16 protein-coding genes and 1 tRNA gene are annotated in these 18,417 nt (G+C 68.1%); 9 read left to right on the top strand and 8 right to left on the bottom strand.

The genetic code is table 11. The annotated features are described in order from the left end of the window. Nucleotides 1-46: 46 nt before the first annotated feature. A complete protein-coding gene (gene hrpB / locus D3226_RS04595) occupies nucleotides 47-2,623 on the top strand; it encodes an ATP-dependent helicase HrpB (RefSeq protein ID WP_202381180.1) in 2,577 nt (858 codons plus the stop codon). Between the two features lie 112 nt (nucleotides 2,624-2,735). Here the strand turns inward: hrpB and ilvC are convergent, their stop codons facing one another. From ilvC to D3226_RS04570, 5 genes are all read right to left on the bottom strand, one after another. Continuing rightward, a complete protein-coding gene (gene ilvC, locus D3226_RS04590) occupies nucleotides 2,736-3,752 on the bottom strand; it encodes a ketol-acid reductoisomerase (protein ID WP_237462458.1) in 1,017 nt (338 codons plus the stop codon). 87 nt (nucleotides 3,753-3,839) lie between these two features. Next, nucleotides 3,840-4,349 carry an acetolactate synthase small subunit gene (ilvN, locus tag D3226_RS04585; RefSeq protein ID WP_202381178.1) on the bottom strand — a complete coding sequence of 170 codons (510 nt, stop codon included), beginning with the start codon at nucleotides 4,347-4,349 and terminating at the stop codon, nucleotides 3,840-3,842. Between the two features lie 2 nt (nucleotides 4,350-4,351). Further along, the gene (locus D3226_RS04580; protein ID WP_202381177.1) at nucleotides 4,352-6,151 is read right to left on the bottom strand and encodes an acetolactate synthase large subunit; all 1,800 of its coding nucleotides are present in this window, start codon (nucleotides 6,149-6,151) and stop codon (nucleotides 4,352-4,354) included. Nucleotides 6,152-6,234: 83 nt separating this feature from the next. After that, a complete protein-coding gene (gene ilvD / locus D3226_RS04575; RefSeq protein ID WP_202381176.1) occupies nucleotides 6,235-7,929 on the bottom strand; it encodes a dihydroxy-acid dehydratase in 1,695 nt (564 codons plus the stop codon). Nucleotides 7,930-8,038: 109 nt separating this feature from the next. Further along, on the bottom strand, nucleotides 8,039-8,281 hold the full coding sequence (locus D3226_RS04570; protein WP_202381175.1) for a hypothetical protein: 243 nt from the start codon (nucleotides 8,279-8,281) through the stop codon (nucleotides 8,039-8,041). Nucleotides 8,282-8,435: 154 nt separating this feature from the next. Here D3226_RS04570 and D3226_RS04565 point away from each other — a divergent pair, with 154 nt between their 5' ends. The 5 genes from D3226_RS04565 (at nucleotide 8,436) to D3226_RS04545 (ending at nucleotide 11,553) form a co-directional block, all read left to right on the top strand. Continuing rightward, nucleotides 8,436-8,633 carry a hypothetical protein gene (locus D3226_RS04565; protein WP_202381174.1) on the top strand — a complete coding sequence of 66 codons (198 nt, stop codon included), beginning with the start codon at nucleotides 8,436-8,438 and terminating at the stop codon, nucleotides 8,631-8,633. Nucleotides 8,634-8,753: 120 nt separating this feature from the next. Then, a complete protein-coding gene (nhaA, locus tag D3226_RS04560; RefSeq protein ID WP_202381173.1) occupies nucleotides 8,754-10,028 on the top strand; it encodes a Na+/H+ antiporter NhaA in 1,275 nt (424 codons plus the stop codon). 133 nt (nucleotides 10,029-10,161) lie between these two features. After that, nucleotides 10,162-10,234, top strand: a tRNA-Lys gene (locus D3226_RS04555). An 81-nt stretch (nucleotides 10,235-10,315) separates the two neighbouring features. Continuing rightward, nucleotides 10,316-11,140, top strand: coding sequence for an inositol monophosphatase family protein (locus tag D3226_RS04550; protein WP_202381172.1), 825 nt, complete (start codon nucleotides 10,316-10,318; stop codon nucleotides 11,138-11,140). Continuing rightward, the gene (locus D3226_RS04545) at nucleotides 11,137-11,553 is read left to right on the top strand and encodes a DUF3054 domain-containing protein (protein ID WP_337248895.1); all 417 of its coding nucleotides are present in this window, start codon (nucleotides 11,137-11,139) and stop codon (nucleotides 11,551-11,553) included. The genes D3226_RS04550 and D3226_RS04545 overlap by 4 nt, the downstream gene beginning before the upstream one ends. Nucleotides 11,554-11,596: 43 nt before the next feature. Here D3226_RS04545 and gap read toward each other — a convergent pair whose 3' ends face one another. Both gap and D3226_RS04535 read right to left on the bottom strand, forming a co-directional pair. Next, nucleotides 11,597-12,601: a type I glyceraldehyde-3-phosphate dehydrogenase gene (gap, locus tag D3226_RS04540; RefSeq protein ID WP_202381171.1), complete on the bottom strand. Its 1,005-nt coding sequence runs from the start codon at nucleotides 12,599-12,601 to the stop codon at nucleotides 11,597-11,599. Nucleotides 12,602-12,716: 115 nt separating this feature from the next. After that, on the bottom strand, nucleotides 12,717-13,664 hold the full coding sequence (locus D3226_RS04535) for a GlxA family transcriptional regulator (RefSeq protein WP_202381170.1): 948 nt from the start codon (nucleotides 13,662-13,664) through the stop codon (nucleotides 12,717-12,719). Between the two features lie 126 nt (nucleotides 13,665-13,790). On the opposite strand from D3226_RS04535, the gene aqpZ reads away from it, so the two are divergent. Further along, nucleotides 13,791-14,528 carry an aquaporin Z gene (aqpZ, locus tag D3226_RS04530; protein ID WP_202381169.1) on the top strand — a complete coding sequence of 246 codons (738 nt, stop codon included), beginning with the start codon at nucleotides 13,791-13,793 and terminating at the stop codon, nucleotides 14,526-14,528. An 82-nt stretch (nucleotides 14,529-14,610) separates the two neighbouring features. On the opposite strand, the gene D3226_RS04525 is transcribed toward aqpZ, so the two are convergent. Continuing rightward, the gene (locus D3226_RS04525) at nucleotides 14,611-15,903 is read right to left on the bottom strand and encodes an MFS transporter (protein ID WP_202381168.1); all 1,293 of its coding nucleotides are present in this window, start codon (nucleotides 15,901-15,903) and stop codon (nucleotides 14,611-14,613) included. 85 nt (nucleotides 15,904-15,988) lie between these two features. Here D3226_RS04525 and D3226_RS04520 point away from each other — a divergent pair, with 85 nt between their 5' ends. Beyond that, nucleotides 15,989-16,585, top strand: coding sequence for a TetR/AcrR family transcriptional regulator (locus D3226_RS04520; RefSeq protein ID WP_202381167.1), 597 nt, complete (start codon nucleotides 15,989-15,991; stop codon nucleotides 16,583-16,585). A gap of 121 nt (nucleotides 16,586-16,706) precedes the next feature. Continuing rightward, nucleotides 16,707-18,404: a urocanate hydratase gene (gene hutU, locus D3226_RS04515; RefSeq protein ID WP_202381166.1), complete on the top strand. Its 1,698-nt coding sequence runs from the start codon at nucleotides 16,707-16,709 to the stop codon at nucleotides 18,402-18,404. Nucleotides 18,405-18,417 lie beyond the last annotated feature (13 nt).

The following is an 18,417-nucleotide window of genomic DNA, read 5'->3' as shown; positions in this document are numbered from 1 at the left end:
GTCGGCGGCCACACGCGTCTCGGGGCACCAACCCTAGGATGAACGGGTGACCACGCACCTCTTCGACCTCGCCGTGATCGGGGCGGGGCTTCCCGTCGCCGCAGCGGCAGACGAGCTCGCGACTGCCGTACTGAGCGGCGCGGCTGTCATCACCGCTCCCCCCGGCACCGGCAAGACCACCTTCGTGCCAGCGCTCGTCGCGAACCTCTGTGCCGAACGCGCGCCGCGCGCCGCACCGGCGCACACGAGCGGCCGGATCCTCGTGACACAGCCGCGCCGAGTTGCCGTGCGAGCCGCGGCCCGGCGCCTCGCTGCGCTGGACGGCAGCCCGGTGGGCGGGCCCGTCGGCTTCACCGTGCGCGGTGAGCGCACCGTCAGCGCGGAGACGCGAGTAGAGGCGGTGACCCCGGGGGTCCTGCTGCGCCGGCTGCTGACTGATCCGGCCCTCGAGGGCATCGACGCCGTGGTGCTCGACGAGGTACACGAGCGCGGGCTCGAAAGCGATCTGCTCCTCGGGATGCTTGCAGAGCTGCGCGAGTTGCGCCCCGAGCTGCTGCTCATCGCAATGTCCGCCACCCTCGATGCGGCCGGCCTCGCCGAACTCCTCGGGGCGCTCACCGTCGAGGTACCCGCTGCGCTGCACCCGCTCGAGCTCGCCTACGCCGCAGGCCCCAGTGCCCGGCTCGACGAACGCGGGGTCACGCGAGACTTCCTAGCCCACGTGGCACGGCTCGCCGCCGCTGAGCAGTCGCGCGCCGGACACGACGCCCTCGTTTTCCTGCCGGGTGCGCGTGAGGTCGACGAGGTGACGCGACTCATCCGCGAGATTGTCCCCGGACCGACAGCGCCCCATGGCGTGGAGGTGCTTCCCCTGCACGGACGGCTGCCGGCCCGCGAGCAGGATCGCGCGGTCTCCGGCCGCGGCACGAGCGAGCCGGCACGCATCGTCGTGAGCACGGCGCTCGCCGAGAGCTCACTGACCGTGCCCGGTGTGCGGCTCGTAATCGACGCCGGGCTCTCGCGTGAGGTGCGCCGTGATCAGGGTCGCGACATGACCGGACTCGTCACGGTAAGTGCGGCGCGCGCAAGCGCGGAACAGCGGGCGGGCCGCGCCGCACGGCAAGGCCCCGGACGCGCGGTTCGTGCGTATTCCGAAGCCGACTTCGCGCGGATGCCTGCCGCCGTCACACCGGAGATCCTGTCTGCCGACCTCACCGACGCTGCGCTCATGCTGGCGATGTGGGGAACGCCCGGCGCGGTCGGACTTCGCCTGCCCACCGCACCGCCTGCCGCGGCGCTCGCCCGCGCACTCGAAACCCTGCACGCCCTGGGGCTCTGCCGCGAGGATGGCCGCGCGACACCGCTGGGCGAACGCGTGGCAGCGATGCCCGTCGGCGTTCGTGAGGCCCGCGCGCTCCTCGACGGCGCGGCCGAACTCGGCGACGCGGGCCGTGCGGCGGAGGTGGTGGCCGCGCTCTCTGACGACTTTCGTGAGCCGAACGCCGATCTCGGCGCCCTCCTGCGCGGGCTGCGCACGGGGCGCGCCCCCGGCGCAGATCGGTGGCGGCGAGAAACACGCCGCCTCACAGCGCTCATCGGCAACCCGCCTGCGACGGGCGGTACACCTGCTCCCGACGACGTGGGCGTGGTCACCGCGCTCGCGCGCCCCGAGTGGCTCGCACGGCGCACCGCGGAGCACTCACGCAGCTATCTCCTTGCGAGCGGTACCCGAGCGGCGCTGCCGGAGGGGAGCCCGCTTCTCGCGTCCGAGTGGCTCGCGGTTCGCGAGGTGCAGCGGGCCGCCGGACGCGCAGCGGATGGCACGGGAGCGGTCATCAGGCTCGCCGCGGCCATTCCGGCGGCTGAGGCGCTCCGAATCGGAGCAGCACTTCGGACCTCATCTCGCGCGGCTACCGTGACCGACGGCCGGGTGCGCGTGCGCGAGGAACATCGCCTCGGCGCGATCCTTTTGGCTTCGCAGCCGGCACAGGCGACTCAGGCTGACACCGGCCCCGCGTTCGCCGCACATGTTCTGGAGGTGGGACTCGGCGCGCTCGACTGGACCCCCGCTGCGCGCGCTGTGCGCGGCCGCCTGCACGTGCTGCAGCAGGCCCTCGGTGAGCCGTGGCCCGGGGTCGATGACGCGGAGCTGCTCACACGGCTCGATACCTGGCTCGGGCCGGATCTCGAGCGCCTACGCCCCCAGTCTTCCGTGCAGGGCATCGACGTCGCCCACGCGCTCCGTCGGCTCCTCCCCTGGCCCGACGCCACGCGCTTCGACGAGCTTGCGCCCGAGCGGCTCGCAGTTCCGTCCGGCACGAGCGCGCGCATCGACTATCCGGCACCGGACGAGCCCACTGCACGTCCCGTCGTCGCCGTGAAGCTGCAGGAACTCTTCGGTCTCGCTGATACGCCTCGCCTCGCCGGGGGTCGAGTCCCCGTGCTCTTCCATCTCCTCTCCCCCGCCCGCCGGCCGCTCGCGGTCACCGACGATCTCGCGTCTTTCTGGAATGGGCCGTACCAGGAGGTGCGGAAAGAGATGCGTGGGCGCTACCCGAAGCACCCGTGGCCCGAGGACCCGTGGACCGCGGAAGCGACCGCCCGTACGAAGCCCCGCGGCTGAGCCGCGAGCCGCGCGCCGCGCCACCTGAGGCCCCGGGGTGTTCCCCCGGGGCCTCAGGTGGCGCGGCGCGCGGGCCTTCTGGGCCGTTGTGCCGCTCACGCGAACGCGGTGACTAGCGCGCGACGCTGCCGTCGACGTAGTCCTCGTCAGTCGACTTCCAAGCGAAGAGCTTGCGCAGCTCACGGCCGGTCGTCTCGATGGGGTGCTGCTCACCCTTGGCACGGAGCTCGAGGAACTCCTTGCCACCGTTGTCCTGGTCGCCGATGAAGCGCTCAGCGAAGGCACCCGACTGGATGTCCGCGAGCACAGCCTTCATGTTTTCCTTCACCTCGGGGGTGATGACGCGCGGGCCCGAGACATAATCGCCGTACTCAGCGGTGTCGGAGACCGACCAGCGCTGCTTAGCGATGCCGCCCTCCCACATGAGGTCAACGATGAGCTTCAGCTCGTGGAGCACCTCGAAGTAGGCGATCTCGGGCTGGTAGCCCGCCTCGGTGAGGGTCTCGAAGCCGTACTGCACGAGCTGCGAGGTGCCGCCGCAGAGCACAGCCTGCTCGCCGAAGAGATCCGTCTCGGTCTCCTCAGTGAAGGTGGTCTTGATGACGCCGGCGCGGGTGCCACCGATCGCCTTCGCGTACGACTTCGCCGTGTCCCAGGCGGTGCCCGATGCGTCGACCTCGACGGCAATGATGTCGGGGATGCCGCGGCCAGCCTCGAACTCGCGGCGCACGGTGTGGCCGGGAGCCTTCGGGGCGACGAGGATCACGTCGACGCCCGCGGGGGCCTCGATGTAGCCGAAACGGATGTTGAAGCCGTGTGCGAACGCGAGGGTCTTGCCCTCGGTCATGTGCTGCTTGATCTGCTCGTTGTAGATCGCACGCTGGTGCTGATCCGGCGCGAGGATCATGATGAGGTCAGCCCACTCAGCCGCGGCATCAACGGTCTTGACCTCGAAGCCAGCCTCTTCAGCCTTGGCGATCGACTTCGAGCCCTCCTTGAGGGCAATGACGACCTCGACACCCGAGTCGCGAAGGTTCATCGCGTGGGCGTGCCCCTGGGAGCCGTAGCCCACAACGGCTACCTTCTTGCCCTGGATGATCGACAGATCAGCGTCAGCGTCGTAGTACATCTCAGCCACTGGATTACTCCTTTAGTTGTTGGTTCAGTTCTGCGCGAAACGCGCACGTCATGCGGGCCGCGATGCTGCGGCACGCAGTTAGTTCTTGAATACTCGCTCGGTGATCGACTTCGATCCGCGCCCCATCGCGATGAGGCCGGACTGCGCGATCTCCTTGATCCCGTACTGCTCAAGCACCTTCAGGAAGGCCTCGATCTTGCCGGAGTCACCCGTCACCTCGATGGTGAGGGCATCCGGCACCACGTCGACGACGCGGGCACGGAACAGGTTGACCGCCTCGAGCACGTGCGAGCGATTCTGGTTGTCGGCACGGACCTTGATGAGTACGTGCTCGCGCTGCACCGAGCTCGACTCATCGAGCTCGACGATCTTGATGACGTTGACGAGCTTGTTGAGCTGCTTGGTGACCTGCTCAAGCAGGGTCTCGTCTTCGTCGACCACCACGGTGATGCGGGACAGGCCGCGCATCTCCGTGGGGCCCACCGCGAGCGACTCAATGTTGAATCCGCGGCGTGCGAACAGGCCGGCGACTCGGGTCAAGAGACCCGGCTTATCCTCGACGAGGAGGCTGAGAACGTGACGGCTCATGGTTACTCTCCCTCCCATTCGGGGGCGTGATCAAGTGCGTACTGGATATCGCTATTCGAGGTGCCCTGGCGGACCATCGGCCACACCATCGCGTCGGCGCTCACAACGAAGTCGATCACCACGGGGCGGTCGTTCGTCTCAAGCGCGAGCTTGATCGCGTCGTCAATCTGGTCCTCACGCTCCACGCGGAGCGCCAGGCAGCCGTAGGCCTCGCCGAGCTTCACGAAGTCGGGAACGCGTTGCGAGCCGTGCCCGGTGTTGAGCTCCGTGTTCGAGTAGCGACCGTCGTAGATGAGGGTCTGCCACTGGCGCACCATGCCAAGCGAGGAGTTGTTGATGACCGCAACCTTGATGGGAATGTTGTTCACCATGCAGGTGGCGAGCTCCTGGTTGGTCATCTGGAAGCAGCCGTCGCCATCGATCGCCCAAACCACGCGGTCGGGTTCCGCGACCTTCGCGCCCATTGCGGCGGGAACGGAGTAGCCCATCGTGCCGGCGCCGCCGGAGTTCAGCCATGCGTTGGGACGCTCGTACTTGATGAACTGCGCGGCCCACATCTGGTGCTGCCCCACGCCCGCGGCGTACACGCCCTCGGGGCCGGTCAGCTCGCCAATGCGCTGGATGACGTGCTGCGGCGAGAGCAGCCCATCGCTCGTCTCCTGGTAGCCGAGCGGGTACTTCTCCTGCAGCTCGCGCAGGCGTGCCCACCACGGTCCCATGTCGGCGAACGTCTGGCTCATCTTTGCGGACGAGACTGCTGCGATCAGGTCAGCGATCACGTCGGCCGCGTCGCCCACGATTGGCACATCGGCGGCACGGATCTTGCCGATCTCTGCGGGATCGACATCGGCGTGAATCACCTTCGCCTCGGGGGCGAAGAGCGCGGCCTTGCCCGTGACGCGGTCATCGAAGCGCGCGCCGAGCGTGATGAGCAGGTCTGCTTCCTGGAGCGCGAGCACCGCGGGGACGGTGCCGTGCATGCCGGGCATGCCGAGGTGCTGCGGGTGCGAGTCCGGGAAGACACCGCGCGCCATCAGGGTCGTCACAACCGGCGCGCCCACGAGCTCAGCGAGCTGCTTGAGCTCCGCGGAGGCGCCCGCACGGTTCACGCCGCCACCGACGTAGAACACGGGACGCTCTGCCGCTGCGATGAGGTCTGCGGCAGCCTGGATCTGCTTGCTGTTCGCCTTCATGATCGGGCGGTAGCCGGCAAGCTCGACCTGCGGATCCCACTCGAAATCGAGCAGGCCTTCCTGGGCGTCCTTCGTAATGTCCACGAGCACGGGGCCGGGGCGACCAGTCGACGCCAGGTGGTACGCCGCAGCGATCGCGGCGGGCACCTCTGCGGCCGTGGTGACCAGGAAGGAGTGCTTTGTGATCGGCATCGTAATGCCGACAATGTCTGCTTCCTGGAACGCGTCGGTGCCCATGAGGTGCGAGAACACCTGGCCGGTGATCGCGAGGAGCGGCACCGAGTCCATGTAGGCGTCAGCGATCGCAGTGACGAGGTTCGTCGCGCCAGGGCCCGAGGTCGCGATGCACACGCCGACCTCGCCACTCGCTGCCGCGTAGCCTTCGGCTGCGTGACCGCCGCCCTGCTCGTGGCGAACCAGAATATGACGCAGCTTCTCCGCGTCCATGATGGCGTCGTACAGCGGGAGGACAGCGCCGCCCGGCAGTCCGAATACGTCCTTGACGCCGAGGGCTTCAAGGCTACGGAGGACGGCCTGCGCGCCAGTCATCCGCTCTCCCCGGCCTGAGCCGGGCGTTGCTGGTGAGGGTGCACTCGATTCCGAGGTCATTGCTTGCTTTCGTGATCGTAAGGTGGAACGCAATACAAACGTGTGCAACGCACTCCGTCTCTGCGGAAGCGGGGCGTCGCGGCTTAGCCGGTGACGGCGCCTTCGGAGGCGGAACGAACGAGCTTGGAGTACTTCGCAAGTACGCCGCGCGTGTATCGCGGGGGAAGCGGGGCCCAGGTGGCTCGGCGGGCCTCAAGCTCAGCGGGATCTACCAGCAGATCGAGCGTTCGTGCGGCGATATCGACCCGAATCAGGTCACCGTCGCGGACCAGGGCAATTGGACCTCCGTCCGTTGCCTCTGGTGCAATATGGCCGATGCACAGGCCGGTTGTGCCGCCTGAGAATCGTCCGTCCGTCAATAGTAGTACATCTTTTCCGAGCCCCGCGCCCTTGATCGCTGCGGTGATGGCGAGCATCTCACGCATCCCCGGGCCACCCTTGGGCCCCTCGTAGCGAATCACCACGATGTCGCCCGCACCGATCTTGCCCTCGGTGAGCGCGTCCATCGCGGCCCGCTCGCGCTCGAACACCCGCGCGGGGCCCTCGAACACCTCGGCGTCAAAGCCGGCCGTCTTCACGACCGCGCCCTCCGGCGCGAGCGAGCCGTCAAGGATGGTGAGGCCGCCCGTGGCGTGAATGGGGTTGTCCAGCTGACGAATCACCGTGCCGTCGAGGGGCTGCGGGGTCAGCTCGGCGAGGTTCTCGGCGACGGTCTTCCCCGTGACCGTGAGCGCGTCACCGTGGAGCAGGCCGGCGTCGAGCAGCGCCTGCATCACGACGGGCATGCCCCCGACACGGTCGAAGTCCTGCGCGACGAACTGACCGAACGGCTTGACGTCCGCGAGGTGCGGCGACTTCTGCCCGATGCGCGTGAAGTCGTCGAGCGTCAGTTCTACCTCTGCCTCGCGAGCGATCGCGAGGAGGTGCAGCACCGCGTTCGTCGAGCCGCCCAGCACCATTGCCACGGTGATGGCATTCTCGAACGCCTTCTTCGTGAGGATGTCGCGGGTGGTGATGCCCTTGCGCAGCATGTTGACCACGGCCTCACCGGAGCGGTGCGCGTAGTAGTCGCGGCGGCGGTCGGCAGAGGGCGGCGCCGCCGAGCCGGGCAGGCTCATCCCGAGTGCCTCAGCGACACAGGCCATCGTGTTCGCGGTGTACATACCGCCGCACGCACCCTCGCCGGGGGCGATTGCGCACTCAATGCGCTTCAGGTCTTCTTCCGACATTGTGCCGGCCTTGCACGCGCCGACCGCTTCGAACGAGTCGATGATCGTCACGGTCTTCTCCGTGCCGTCCGACAGCTTCACCCAGCCGGGCGCAATCGAACCGGCGTACAGGAACACACTCGCGAGATCGAGGCGAGCGGCGGCCATCAGCATGCCGGGCAGAGACTTATCGCACCCGGCGAGCACCACCGTGCCGTCGAGGCGCTCGGCCATCACGACGGTCTCGACCGAGTCGGCAATGACCTCGCGTGAGACGAGCGAGAAGTGCATTCCCTCGTGCCCCATCGAAATGCCATCGGAGACCGAGATCGTGCCGAACTGCAGCGGGTACCCACCGCCGGCGTGCACGCCCTCCTTCGCCCCCTGCGCCAGGCGATCGAGCGAGAGGTTGCAGGGCGTGATCTCGTTCCAGGAGGACGCGATGCCAATCTGCGGCTTGTCCCAATCCTCATCGCCCATGCCCACGGCACGGAGCATGCCACGGCTCGTCGTGGCCTCGATGCCATCGGTGACGTCGCGACTTCGAGGCTTCATGTCAATCTCTGCCATGCCCCAAGTCTATGCCCTCCCACATGCCCGATTGGAGTACCGGAGGGCGCCCAAAAAACAACAAACGCGCCGCCGACCAGAGGCCGACGACGCGTTCGCGCGTGATGCGTTACTTCCCGATAGCGGGAAGCACCGTGAACGGCAGCGCGAAGCCCACGATGGACGCGGCCAGGCCACCAACGAACAGCCACAGCTCCGTGGTCGCGCCGAGCGACGGGTTGAAGCCGAAGCTCATCAGTACGAAGCCACCGAATGCGAGTGCGATGGACAGGACGAAGAAGATCGCCGTGACCGCGCTCACCCCACCCCGCGAGCTCTCCTCGAACAGTGCCCCATTGTCCTGCGACGCCATAGCGATTTACTCCATTCACTGCCATCACCGCGGGGATTCCCGCGAAAAGTCTGCTCCGCACGGCGGAGTCCATCCGCCAGAATACCCCACTCCTCGATTTTCGTTCGCCTCCCCCGGGTAGGCTGATCCGCACAGCCGACGATTTGGAGGACGCGTGTCTCTTGGAAAGTACCTCACGAACCCCGGTGTGCTCGGCGCTGCGGTCGGCGCGGTAAGCACCGCTCGCCGCACGGGCGGTATGCCCCGCGATTGGCGCCGCTTCGTCGTGTGGGGCGTCTGGCTCGCCACGCTCGCTCTCGCGATCGGCAGCGTTGCAATGCAGGACAAGGATCGCGAGTTCGACGGCAAGTAGCGCCAGGGCGCGCCGCGTTTTCTTCCGCGCTGGGCGGGGGACCGCGCTACACTGTGTCGCGGTGAGTCGGGAAGTCTGGTCGACAGTGTCCATTGACCGTGCCCGAACAGAAGGCCAACGATGACCCCAGCCAAGAATTCCCCGATCCCCGGCGCCGAGCGGCCACGCCGACGCAGGATCCTCTCGCTCGTCAGCAAGCGCGAAGCCGCTCGCGTGAGCCGACTCCTCCGCGCCGAAGTCGTCGGCGGCGTGATTGTGATGATCGCCGCACTGCTCGGCTTCCTCGCGGCGAACAGCCCGATCGCTGACTCCTACTTCGCGCTCCGGGACACCAAGATCGGTCCCGCAAGCCTCGGGCTCAACATCAATGTGGGTCACTGGGCGTCGGATGGCCTGCTCGCCATCTTCTTCTTCATGGTGGGGCTCGAACTCAAACGCGAGTTCGTTTCGGGCGCGCTGAGCAAGTTCTCAACCGCCATCGTGCCGGTCGCCGCAGCATTCGGCGGCGTGGCTGTGCCCGCGCTCCTCTACGTCTCGTTCACCGCGGGCACGCCAGCGGCTCACGGCTGGGCGATCCCCACAGCCACCGACATCGCGTTCGCCGTCGCCGTCCTCGGCCTCATCGCCCCGCGCATTCCGCCCGCGCTCCGCATGTTCCTCCTCACCCTCGCGGTGGTCGACGACCTCATCGCGATCACGATCATTGCCGTGTTCTACACGGAGAACATCCAGCTCCTCCCCCTCGTCCTGTCGGTGATTCCGCTCGCCCTCTACTGGTTCATCTCCCGGAAGTACGCCGCCCGGTTGGCCCGCTCGACGTGGGGCCCGTGGCTCATCCTGCTCCCGCTCGGCATGGTCGCCTGGGCCCTCTTCCACGCCTCTGGCATCCACGCGACGATCGCGGGCGTGGTGCTCGCCTTCCTCGTTCCCGTGTCCGGCCGCGACGGCACGCAACTGGCGGAAACCTTCGAGCACCGCTTCCGCCCCCTCTCGACCGGGATCGCGGTGCCGGTGTTCGCGTTCTTCGCCGCGGGCGTTGCAGTGGGCGGCGCGTCCCGCTTCCCCCTCGACCCGATCGCGCTCGGCATCATGGTGGGCCTCGTGATCGGCAAGCCCGTCGGCATCTCCCTCATCACCTGGTTGCTCACCCGCTTCACGCGCGCCGAGCTCGACCCCGCGGTGCGCTGGCGGGAACTGATTGGTGTGGCGGCCCTCGCAGGCGTGGGCTTCACCGTCTCGCTCCTCGTGACCGAGCTGAGCTTCTCGGACGCGGGTGACGCCGACACCGCGCGCCTCGCGGTGATGGTGGGCTCCGTGATCGCAGTCGCGGTCTCCGCAGCGCTGCTCGTCAGGAAGGCTCGGCCGCGCGCGGTCGCTGCGCAAGAAACCGAGTAAACGACAGGCGTCCGGACGGGAACACGATCGCGACGCGCGCGGGATACCCACGCGAATTTGAACGCGGCGTCGCGATCGTGTTAGAGTTTCACCCGTTGCAAATGAGCCCCGGAGCTCAGGAAGCGGCAAGTAAGCGCCTTTAGCTCAGTTGGTAGAGCAGCTGACTCTTAATCAGCGGGTCCACGGTTCGAGCCCGTGAGGGCGCACAGTTCGGAAAGCTCGGCACTCGTGTGCCGAGCTTTCCGTGTATCCAGCCCCAGTTCACTCCTCGTTCATGGAGGGCGCCGATGAACACCTCACTCCCCGCGCAGTCCGCGGATCTCGCGTTCGCGCTCGAACTCGCAGATCTTGCCGATTCGATTTCGCTCCCCCGGTTCCGTGCTGCGGACCTCACGATCGAAACGAAGCCGGATCGCACCTTCGTCACCGACGCGGACCAGGCTGTCGAGCGCGCACTGCGGGATCGCATTGAGTCCGCGCTGCCGGGCGACAGCTTCCTCGGCGAAGAATCAGGCTCGGCGGAGCGTGGCTCGCGGCGCTGGATCATCGACCCGATCGACGGCACATCGAACTTTCTGCGCGGCGTTCCGAACTGGGCCACCCTCATCGCACTCGAGGTCGACGGCGAACCCACAGTGGGTGTCGTGTCGGCGCCCGCATTCGGCGCGCGCTGGTGGGCGGAAACGGGAACGGGTGCGTGGGGCCAGCAGCCGAACGAGGCACCGCGGCAGCTCCGAGTTTCGGGCGTGCGCGATCTCGAGCACGCTTCGCTCAGCTTCCAGAGCATTGAGCAGTGGGACCTCGCGGGCTATCTGCAGCCGCTCATCACGCTGAGCCGCACGGTGTGGCGCGATCGCGCCTACGGCGACATGTGGTCGTACATGCTGCTCGCCGAGGGGCTCGTCGACATTGTTGCCGAGTTCGACGTGAAGCCGTACGACCTTGCCGCGCTCGTGCCGATCGTACGCGAGGCCGGTGGTCGCTTCACCGACATTGACGGGGCCGAGAGCGCGTGGAACGGCAGCTCGCTCGCCACGAACGGCGCACTGCACAACGCGGTGGTCGATCTCGTATCGCGAACGCGCACACCTGAGACGGGGGACGCCCGGTGACAGGCAACGCGCCCACCCAGCCGCGGCGTTCCGCCGCGCAGATCGCGCTGCGCGCGCTCCCGGCGCTCGTGCTCGACGTCGCGCTCGTACTGCTCTTCGCCGGGCTGGGTCGTGGCAGCCACGCCCGCGAGGCCACCCTCATCGGCCTCCTCGAGACGGCCTGGCCGTTCCTTGCGGCACTCGCACTGAGCTGGATCCTCTGCGGCGCAGCCCGCCGACCGATCGCGCTGCTGCGCACGGGACTCCCCGTGTGGCTCGGCACCGTGGCCGTTGGCATGCTCGTTCGGTGGCTCTCGGGCGGCGGGGTCGCGCTCGCCTTCGTGCTCGTCACGCTCGGCACGCTCGGTGTGTTCCTACTCGGATGGCGCCTCATCGCGATGTTGATCGTGCGTCTGCGCCGCCGGAGCGCGTAGGCAGCACTCCCCGGCGGCGCAGAACGTTCAGCGCGGCAGGGCGCTAGCTCGCCGCGAGCATCTCGAGCGCGGCAACCGCGCGGTTCGAGAAGCCCATCTCGTTGTCATACCACGCGACCACGCTCACGTGGCGGCCGTGCACTCGCGTGAGCGCCGAATCGAAGATCGACGGGTGCGGGTTCCCCACAATGTCGGTCGACACGAGGGGCTCCTCCGAATACTCGAGCACGCCGTGCAGAGGTCCCGCGGCCGCCGCATCGCGGTAGGCCTGGAGCACTTCCTCCTCGGTGACCTCGCGCGCGAGCGTGGCGTGGAGCTCGACGATCGACCCCACCGGCACCGGCACGCGGATCGCACTCCCCGTGAGCTTGCCGTCAAGTTGCGGCAGGACGAGGCCGATCGCCTTCGCTGCTCCCGTCGAGGTGGGGATGATGTTCAGTGCGGCCGCCCGCGCACGGCGCAGATCACTGTGCGGCGCGTCGGCGAGACGCTGATCCTGGGTGTAGGCGTGCACGGTGGTCATCGCGCCGTACTCGATCGGTGCGAGCGCGTCGAGCACCTGCGCGAGCGGCGCGAGCGCGTTCGTGGTGCACGACGCATTCGACACGATCACATGCTGCGTGGGATCGTACTGCTCATCGTTCACCCCAACCACGATCGTGAGATCCGCGCCGTTCGAGGGCGCGCTGACGAGCACACGCCGCGCCCCCGCGTCCAGGTGCTGGCGCGCGGCGTCCGCGTCCGTGAAGATGCCCGTTGATTCGAGCACTACGTCGATGCCGAGCTCACCCCAGGGCAGGTCTGCAGGCGAGCGCTCGGCCAGGATCCTGATCCGGCGTTCTCCAATGACCAGCTCGTTCCCCTCCACTGTCACGGGCCAGGGCAGGGCACCGTAGACGCTGTCGCGGGCAAGAAGATGGGCGAGGGTTGTGATGTCGCCGAGATCGTTGATCGCCACGACCTCAAGTTCGCTCCCCTGCTCGAGCGTCGCGCGCAGCACGCCCCGCCCGATCCGTCCGAAGCCGTTGATTGCCACCCGACCGGTCATGTTCCCATCCTTCGTGTCCGTCTGACGTCAGCCCGCGCACTGCAGCGCGTCTGTTCTCAGCTTGGCCTGGTGCGGTCGCGCAGACGAGTGGCACGCTTGCCACAGTACGTGCGGATCATGCCAACTCTCCCTGCGCAAAGGTCTTGCGATAGTCGCTCGGCGTCGTTTCAAGCACGCGGCGAAAGTAACGTCGCAGATTTGATGCTGAACCGAGCCCCACCGCCACCCCGATCTCGTCGACCCCGAGGTCCGTTTCCTCAAGCAGCTCGCGGGCGCGATCGAGCCGGGCGCGCATGATCCACTGCATCGGCGCGTACCCCGTTTCGTCTCGAAACCGGCGAGAGAAGGTGCGCCCCGAGACACGCGCGTGGGCGGCGAGGTGCGCAATGGTGAGGGGATCTCCCAGCCGCTCGAGCGCCCACTCCCGCGTCTTGCTGAAGCGCTCGCCGTGCGACTCGGGCACGCTGTGTGGCACGAATTGCACCTGTCCGCCACTGCGATACGGGGCCGCGACGAGGCGCCGCGCCGCGTGATTTGCCACCGCCATGCCCGCGTCGCGTCGCAGAAGGTGCAAACAGAGATCGATCCCCGAGGCAGCCCCAGCAGAGGTGAGCACGGACCCCTCGTCAACAAACAGCACACGCTCGTCAACACGCACCTCGGGATAGCGCTCAGCGAGCGCCGCGGAATAGTGCCAGTGCGTCGTGGCCCGCTTCCCGTCGAGCAACCCGGTTTCCGCGAGCGCGAACGCGCCCGTCGAGATTGCCGCCAGCGTCGCGCCACGGGCGTGCGCGCTCTGAAGCGCTGCCGTGAGCGCCGCCGGCGGTCGCTCGCGGTCCGGGAAACGGTAGCCGGGCACGAATACGATATCGGCGGCATCGAGCGCTTCGAGGCCGTGCTCCACGAAGTAGGAAAGTCCATCGCCGCCAGCGATGAGTCCGGGGTGCACTCCGCACACATCCACCGTGTACGGCATGCTGGCCCGCTGCGTAAACACTTGCGCGGGGATGCCAACGTCCAGGGGCTTTGCCCCCTCGAGCACCACGACTGCGACACGCTTCATGCCTCCAGCGTACGACGCGCAGGGCGTTCGTCACAGAGCATCACAGTGGTGCGGATATCGCGAATGCACAGTACATTCAAAAGTGCCCGAACCCGGGCACCATCCGTTCCACAAGGGGGACCCCACATGTCCGACTCCACCCAGACGCCCACCACGGGCGCGCGCCTCGCGTCCGAGTTCGCCGGGACGTTTATTCTCGTCTTCGGCTCGATCGGTACCGCACTCTTCGCCGCGGGTTTCCCCGGCGACCCTGGCTCCCCCGTGAACGTCGGATTCCTCGGCGTCGCGCTGGCCTTCGGCCTCTCGGTGCTCGTGAGCGCGTACGCGTTCGGGCCGATCTCGGGCGGGCACTTCAACCCCGCGGTCACGCTCGGACTTGCCGCCGCTGGCCGCTTCGCGTGGCGTGACGTGGCGGGCTACATCATTACGCAGGTCGTCGCCGGCGCGATCGCCACGAGCTTGCTCTACGTCATCGCAACGGGTCGCGAGGGCGCCGACCTCGGCAACTTCGCGTCCAACGGCTACGGCGAGCACTCGCCGGGCGGCTACGGGCTCCTGCCCGTGATCCTGATCGAGACGATCCTCACCGCGGTGTTCCTCACCGTGATCATCGGCGTCACCTCGAAGCGCGCAGCCGCCGGGTTCGCGCCGCTCGCTATCGGCCTCACGCTGACGCTCATTCACCTCGCGTCGATCCCCGTGTCGAACACCTCCGTGAACCCGGCGCGCTCGATCGCCACGGCGCTCTACGGGGGCGGGGACGCACTTGCGCAGCTCTGGGTGTTCATCGTGTTCCCCATCGTGGGTGGCCTGATCGCGGGCGCCGCGTTCAAGTTCCTCTTCGACGGCACCAAGCGCGCATAGGCACACGGTCGGGGGTGGGGCGCGGGTGCCCCACCCCCGATCCGCAGCCAGCGCGATGCTGCGGCACCCCTGCGCACCTGCGCTACGGTGCGGCGGTCGGCGCGGCCGCGCCGCTGCGCTGCGCGAGGCTCGTGAAGCGCGTGCGCGACACCACCACGATTGCGGTAATGAGCAGGAGGAGCCCCAGCCAGTACGGGGCCGCGTGCGAGACCGAAACGTAGAGCAGGCCCGCAATGAGCGGGGCCACCACGTTCACTCCCGTACTGAGCGACTGCATCACCCCAGCGATCCACCCCTGCTCACTCTCCCCCACCTGCTGCGAGAGCACGCCATCAAGGGCCGCGCTCGCCGGGCCCTGGCCGCCGCCGAGGAGGAGGGTCCCAAGGATCAGCACCCACGGTTCCGCGAACACCGATCCGACGAGCGCGAGAGCGGCGAAGCCGAACGCCTGCGCAATGAGGCCCGCGACAATGATGCCGCGCTCGCCCATGCGCGGCAGCAGCGCCTGCATGAGCACGCCCTGCAGCACGATGTCGAGGATTCCGATCGCAGCGGTGAGGAGCCCGATCGACGTTGCCGTCCAGCTCAGCTGGTCGAGCGCGAGCACGCCGAAGTTGTTCACGAACATGCCGAATGGCAGGCCGATCAGCACGAGCGCGATCAGAAGACCGCGCAGTTCCGTCCGAGCGAAGGCGCCGCGGAACACCGCGACGGGGTGCAACGCGCCCCATCGCAGCCGTGGCGCGCGCTTCGCCGCGGGAAGGCTCTCAGGCAGCGCGAAAAACGCGACGGTCGCCACGACGAGCGCGATGCCCGCGGTCACAAACACCGGGAGATCAACGTGCACTGCGGCGAGGAGGCCGCCAATCGCTGGCCCAATCATGAAGCCGATGCCGTTGAGCGCGCCCAGGAGGCCGAAGCGGGCCGCGCGCTGCGCCGGCGGAGTGATGTCGGCGGCGTAGGCGAACAGCGCCGGCATGTCGCCCGCAGTGATGCCCTGGATGATGCGCCCCGCAAGGAGCACCCACACCGAACCGCCGATCCCAAACGTCGCGAAGCCGACCGCGGCTCCGAGGGTCGCGATGATGATCACCGGGCGCCGCCCGAAGCGGTCCGAGAGCGCGCCAAAGAGTGGCGCGACAAGGAACGCGCAGAGCGCGTTGACCGATTCGAGCACGCCCACCCAAATTGCGAGGTGCCCCGGATCGGCCACGGTGCGCTGCACCACGAATGGGAGCACGGGGAGCACGACGGTCATACCGACCACGTTGAGCATCGTGATGGCAATCAGGGTGGCCCACGCGCGCCGGCGGCCCGCTGGCGGGGCAACGGACGGTGCCGGTGCCGACGGCTCAGCAGAGGAAGAAGAATTCATGCCGAAAGTGTATCAATACCAGTTTCGGTGTCAATACAGTTTTGAAGTCGCTCCACTGACTCAGGAATCTCGCTAGACTGCAGCCATGACCGAGCCAGCACTCCCCGGCCGCCGCGAGCGCAAGAAGGCGGCAACCCGCAAGCTGATCTCAGATACCGCAACCGCGCTGTTCTTCGAACGCGGCTTTGACAACGTCAGCATCCGTGAGATCGCGGACCAGGCCGATGTCTCCCCCACCACCGTGTTCGCGCATTTCCCGCAGAAGGAAGCGCTCGTGTTCGACGAAGACGAGGAACAGCGGGAGCGACTCGTCGCGGCGGTCCGCGACCGCGCAGCTGGGACCACGATCACCGATGCCATCCACGCCTACTACCTCGCGGGCATCCTCGAGAGCCGCGAGGAGCACAGCGACGGCGGGCGCAAGTTCATGGAGTTTCTCGACCGCACACCAGCGCTCGCCGACTACGCAGCGCGCATGTGGACCCGGCACGAGCACGCGCTCGGCGAGGCGATCGCCGCCGACTTCGGGCTCGACGCTCCCTCCCCAGAGATCCGCGCCTACGCGCGCTTCGTACTGCAGATCCAGCTGCTCGCCATCACTGACGATGACCCGGAGACCGTGCTCGAGGCCGCGTTCCGCGTGCTCACCGCGGGGTGGGCGAGCTACGCCGACGGCCGCTAACACGGCGGGTCTGGGATCCCGGACACGACCGCCCGGAGGCGCGTTGTTCGGGCACCGGGGAGCCGGTGAGATGGAGGCAGAGCGCTGCACCGCCGCAGCGTCGCTCCTGAAAGGATCCAGCATGTCACTCCCTGGCGCCCGCCCCGTCCATGCACCGCGCGGCACCGAGCTCACCGCGAAGAGCTGGCAGACCGAGGCTCCCCTGCGGATGCTCATGAACAACCTCGATCCCGAGGTCGCCGAGCACCCCGACGACCTCGTTGTGTACGGCGGCACCGGCCGCGCGGCCCGCAGCTGGGAGGCGTTCGACGCGATCGTCGCCACCCTGCGCGACCTCGAGGACGACGAGACGCTGCTCGTGCAGTCCGGGAAGCCGGTCGGAGTGTTCCGAACGAACGTCTGGGCGCCGCGCGTACTCCTCGCAAACTCGAACCTTGTGGGCGACTGGGCGAACTGGCCCGAGTTTCGCAGACTCGAGGCCGAGGGCCTCACAATGTACGGCCAGATGACTGCCGGCTCGTGGATCTACATCGGCACCCAGGGCATTCTGCAGGGCACCTTCGAGACCTTCGCAGCGGTGGCACGCAAGCGCTTTGGCGGCTCACTCGCGGGCACGATCACGCTCACGGGCGGCTGCGGCGGGATGGGCGGCGCACAGCCGCTCGCGGTGACCCTCAACGACGGAGCGTGCCTCATCGTTGACGTCGACGAAACCCGACTGCGCCGCCGCGTAGGCAAGCGCTACCTCGACGAGGTCGTCACGAGTCTCGACGACGCGCTCGCGAACGTGCAGCGCGCGAAGGCGGAGCGCCGTGGCTGGTCGGTGGGACTCGTGGGGAACGCGGCCGAGGTGTTCCCGGAGATCCTGCGTCGCCAGCACGCGGGCGAGATCAGCATCGACATCGTCACCGATCAAACGAGCGCGCACGACCCGCTGTCGTACCTGCCCATCGGCTACGCGGTGGAGGATCGGCTGGCGCGCGCCGAGGCCGATCCCGAGCAGTTCACACGCGATGCGCAGGCAGCGATGGCCGCGCACGTCGAGGCGATGGTGGGGTTCCAGGACGCGGGCGCGGAGGTGTTCGACTACGGCAACTCGATCCGCGACGAGGCCCGCCACGGTGGCTTCGAGCGCGCGTTCGCGTTCCCCGGCTTCGTCCCCGCCTACATTCGACCACTGTTCTGCGAAGGGCTTGGCCCGTTCCGCTGGGCCGCGCTCTCCGGCGACCCCGAGGACATTCGAGTGACTGACGAGGCGCTCCTCGAACTGTTCCCGGAGAACACGCACCTCCGCACGTGGATCCGCGCGGCGCAGGAACGCGTCGACTTCGAGGGCCTCCCCGCGCGAATCTGCTGGCTCGGCTACGGTGAGCGCGCCCGCGCCGCCGTGCGCTTCAACGAACTCGTGGCGGAGGGAAAGCTCAGCGCTCCCATCGTGATTGGCCGCGACCACCTCGACTCGGGATCCGTGGCCTCCCCGTACCGGGAGACCGAGGCAATGGCCGACGGTTCGGACGCGATCGCCGACTGGCCGCTGCTGAACGCGCTCACCGCCGCGTCATCGGGCGCGACCTGGGTGTCGCTGCACCACGGCGGCGGTGTGGGCATCGGTCGCTCCATCCATGCGGGGCAGGTGTCGGTCGCCGACGGAACGGCGCTCGCCGCAGCAAAGCTTGAGCGGCTCCTTACGAACGACCCAGGCATGGGAGTCATTCGCCACGTGGATGCTGGCTACCAGCGCGCCGTCAACGTCGCGGCTGAGCGGGGCGTGCGTGTGCCCATGGCTCCCACCGTTCGCAACACCGACGAGCCCTGGTAGTCGGGGCGGAAGG

This window comes from Leucobacter chromiireducens subsp. chromiireducens (assembly GCF_016758255.1).
Lineage (GTDB): Bacteria > Actinomycetota > Actinomycetes > Actinomycetales > Microbacteriaceae > Leucobacter > Leucobacter chromiireducens.
This window is presented reverse-complemented; position numbering and strand designations above follow the sequence as displayed.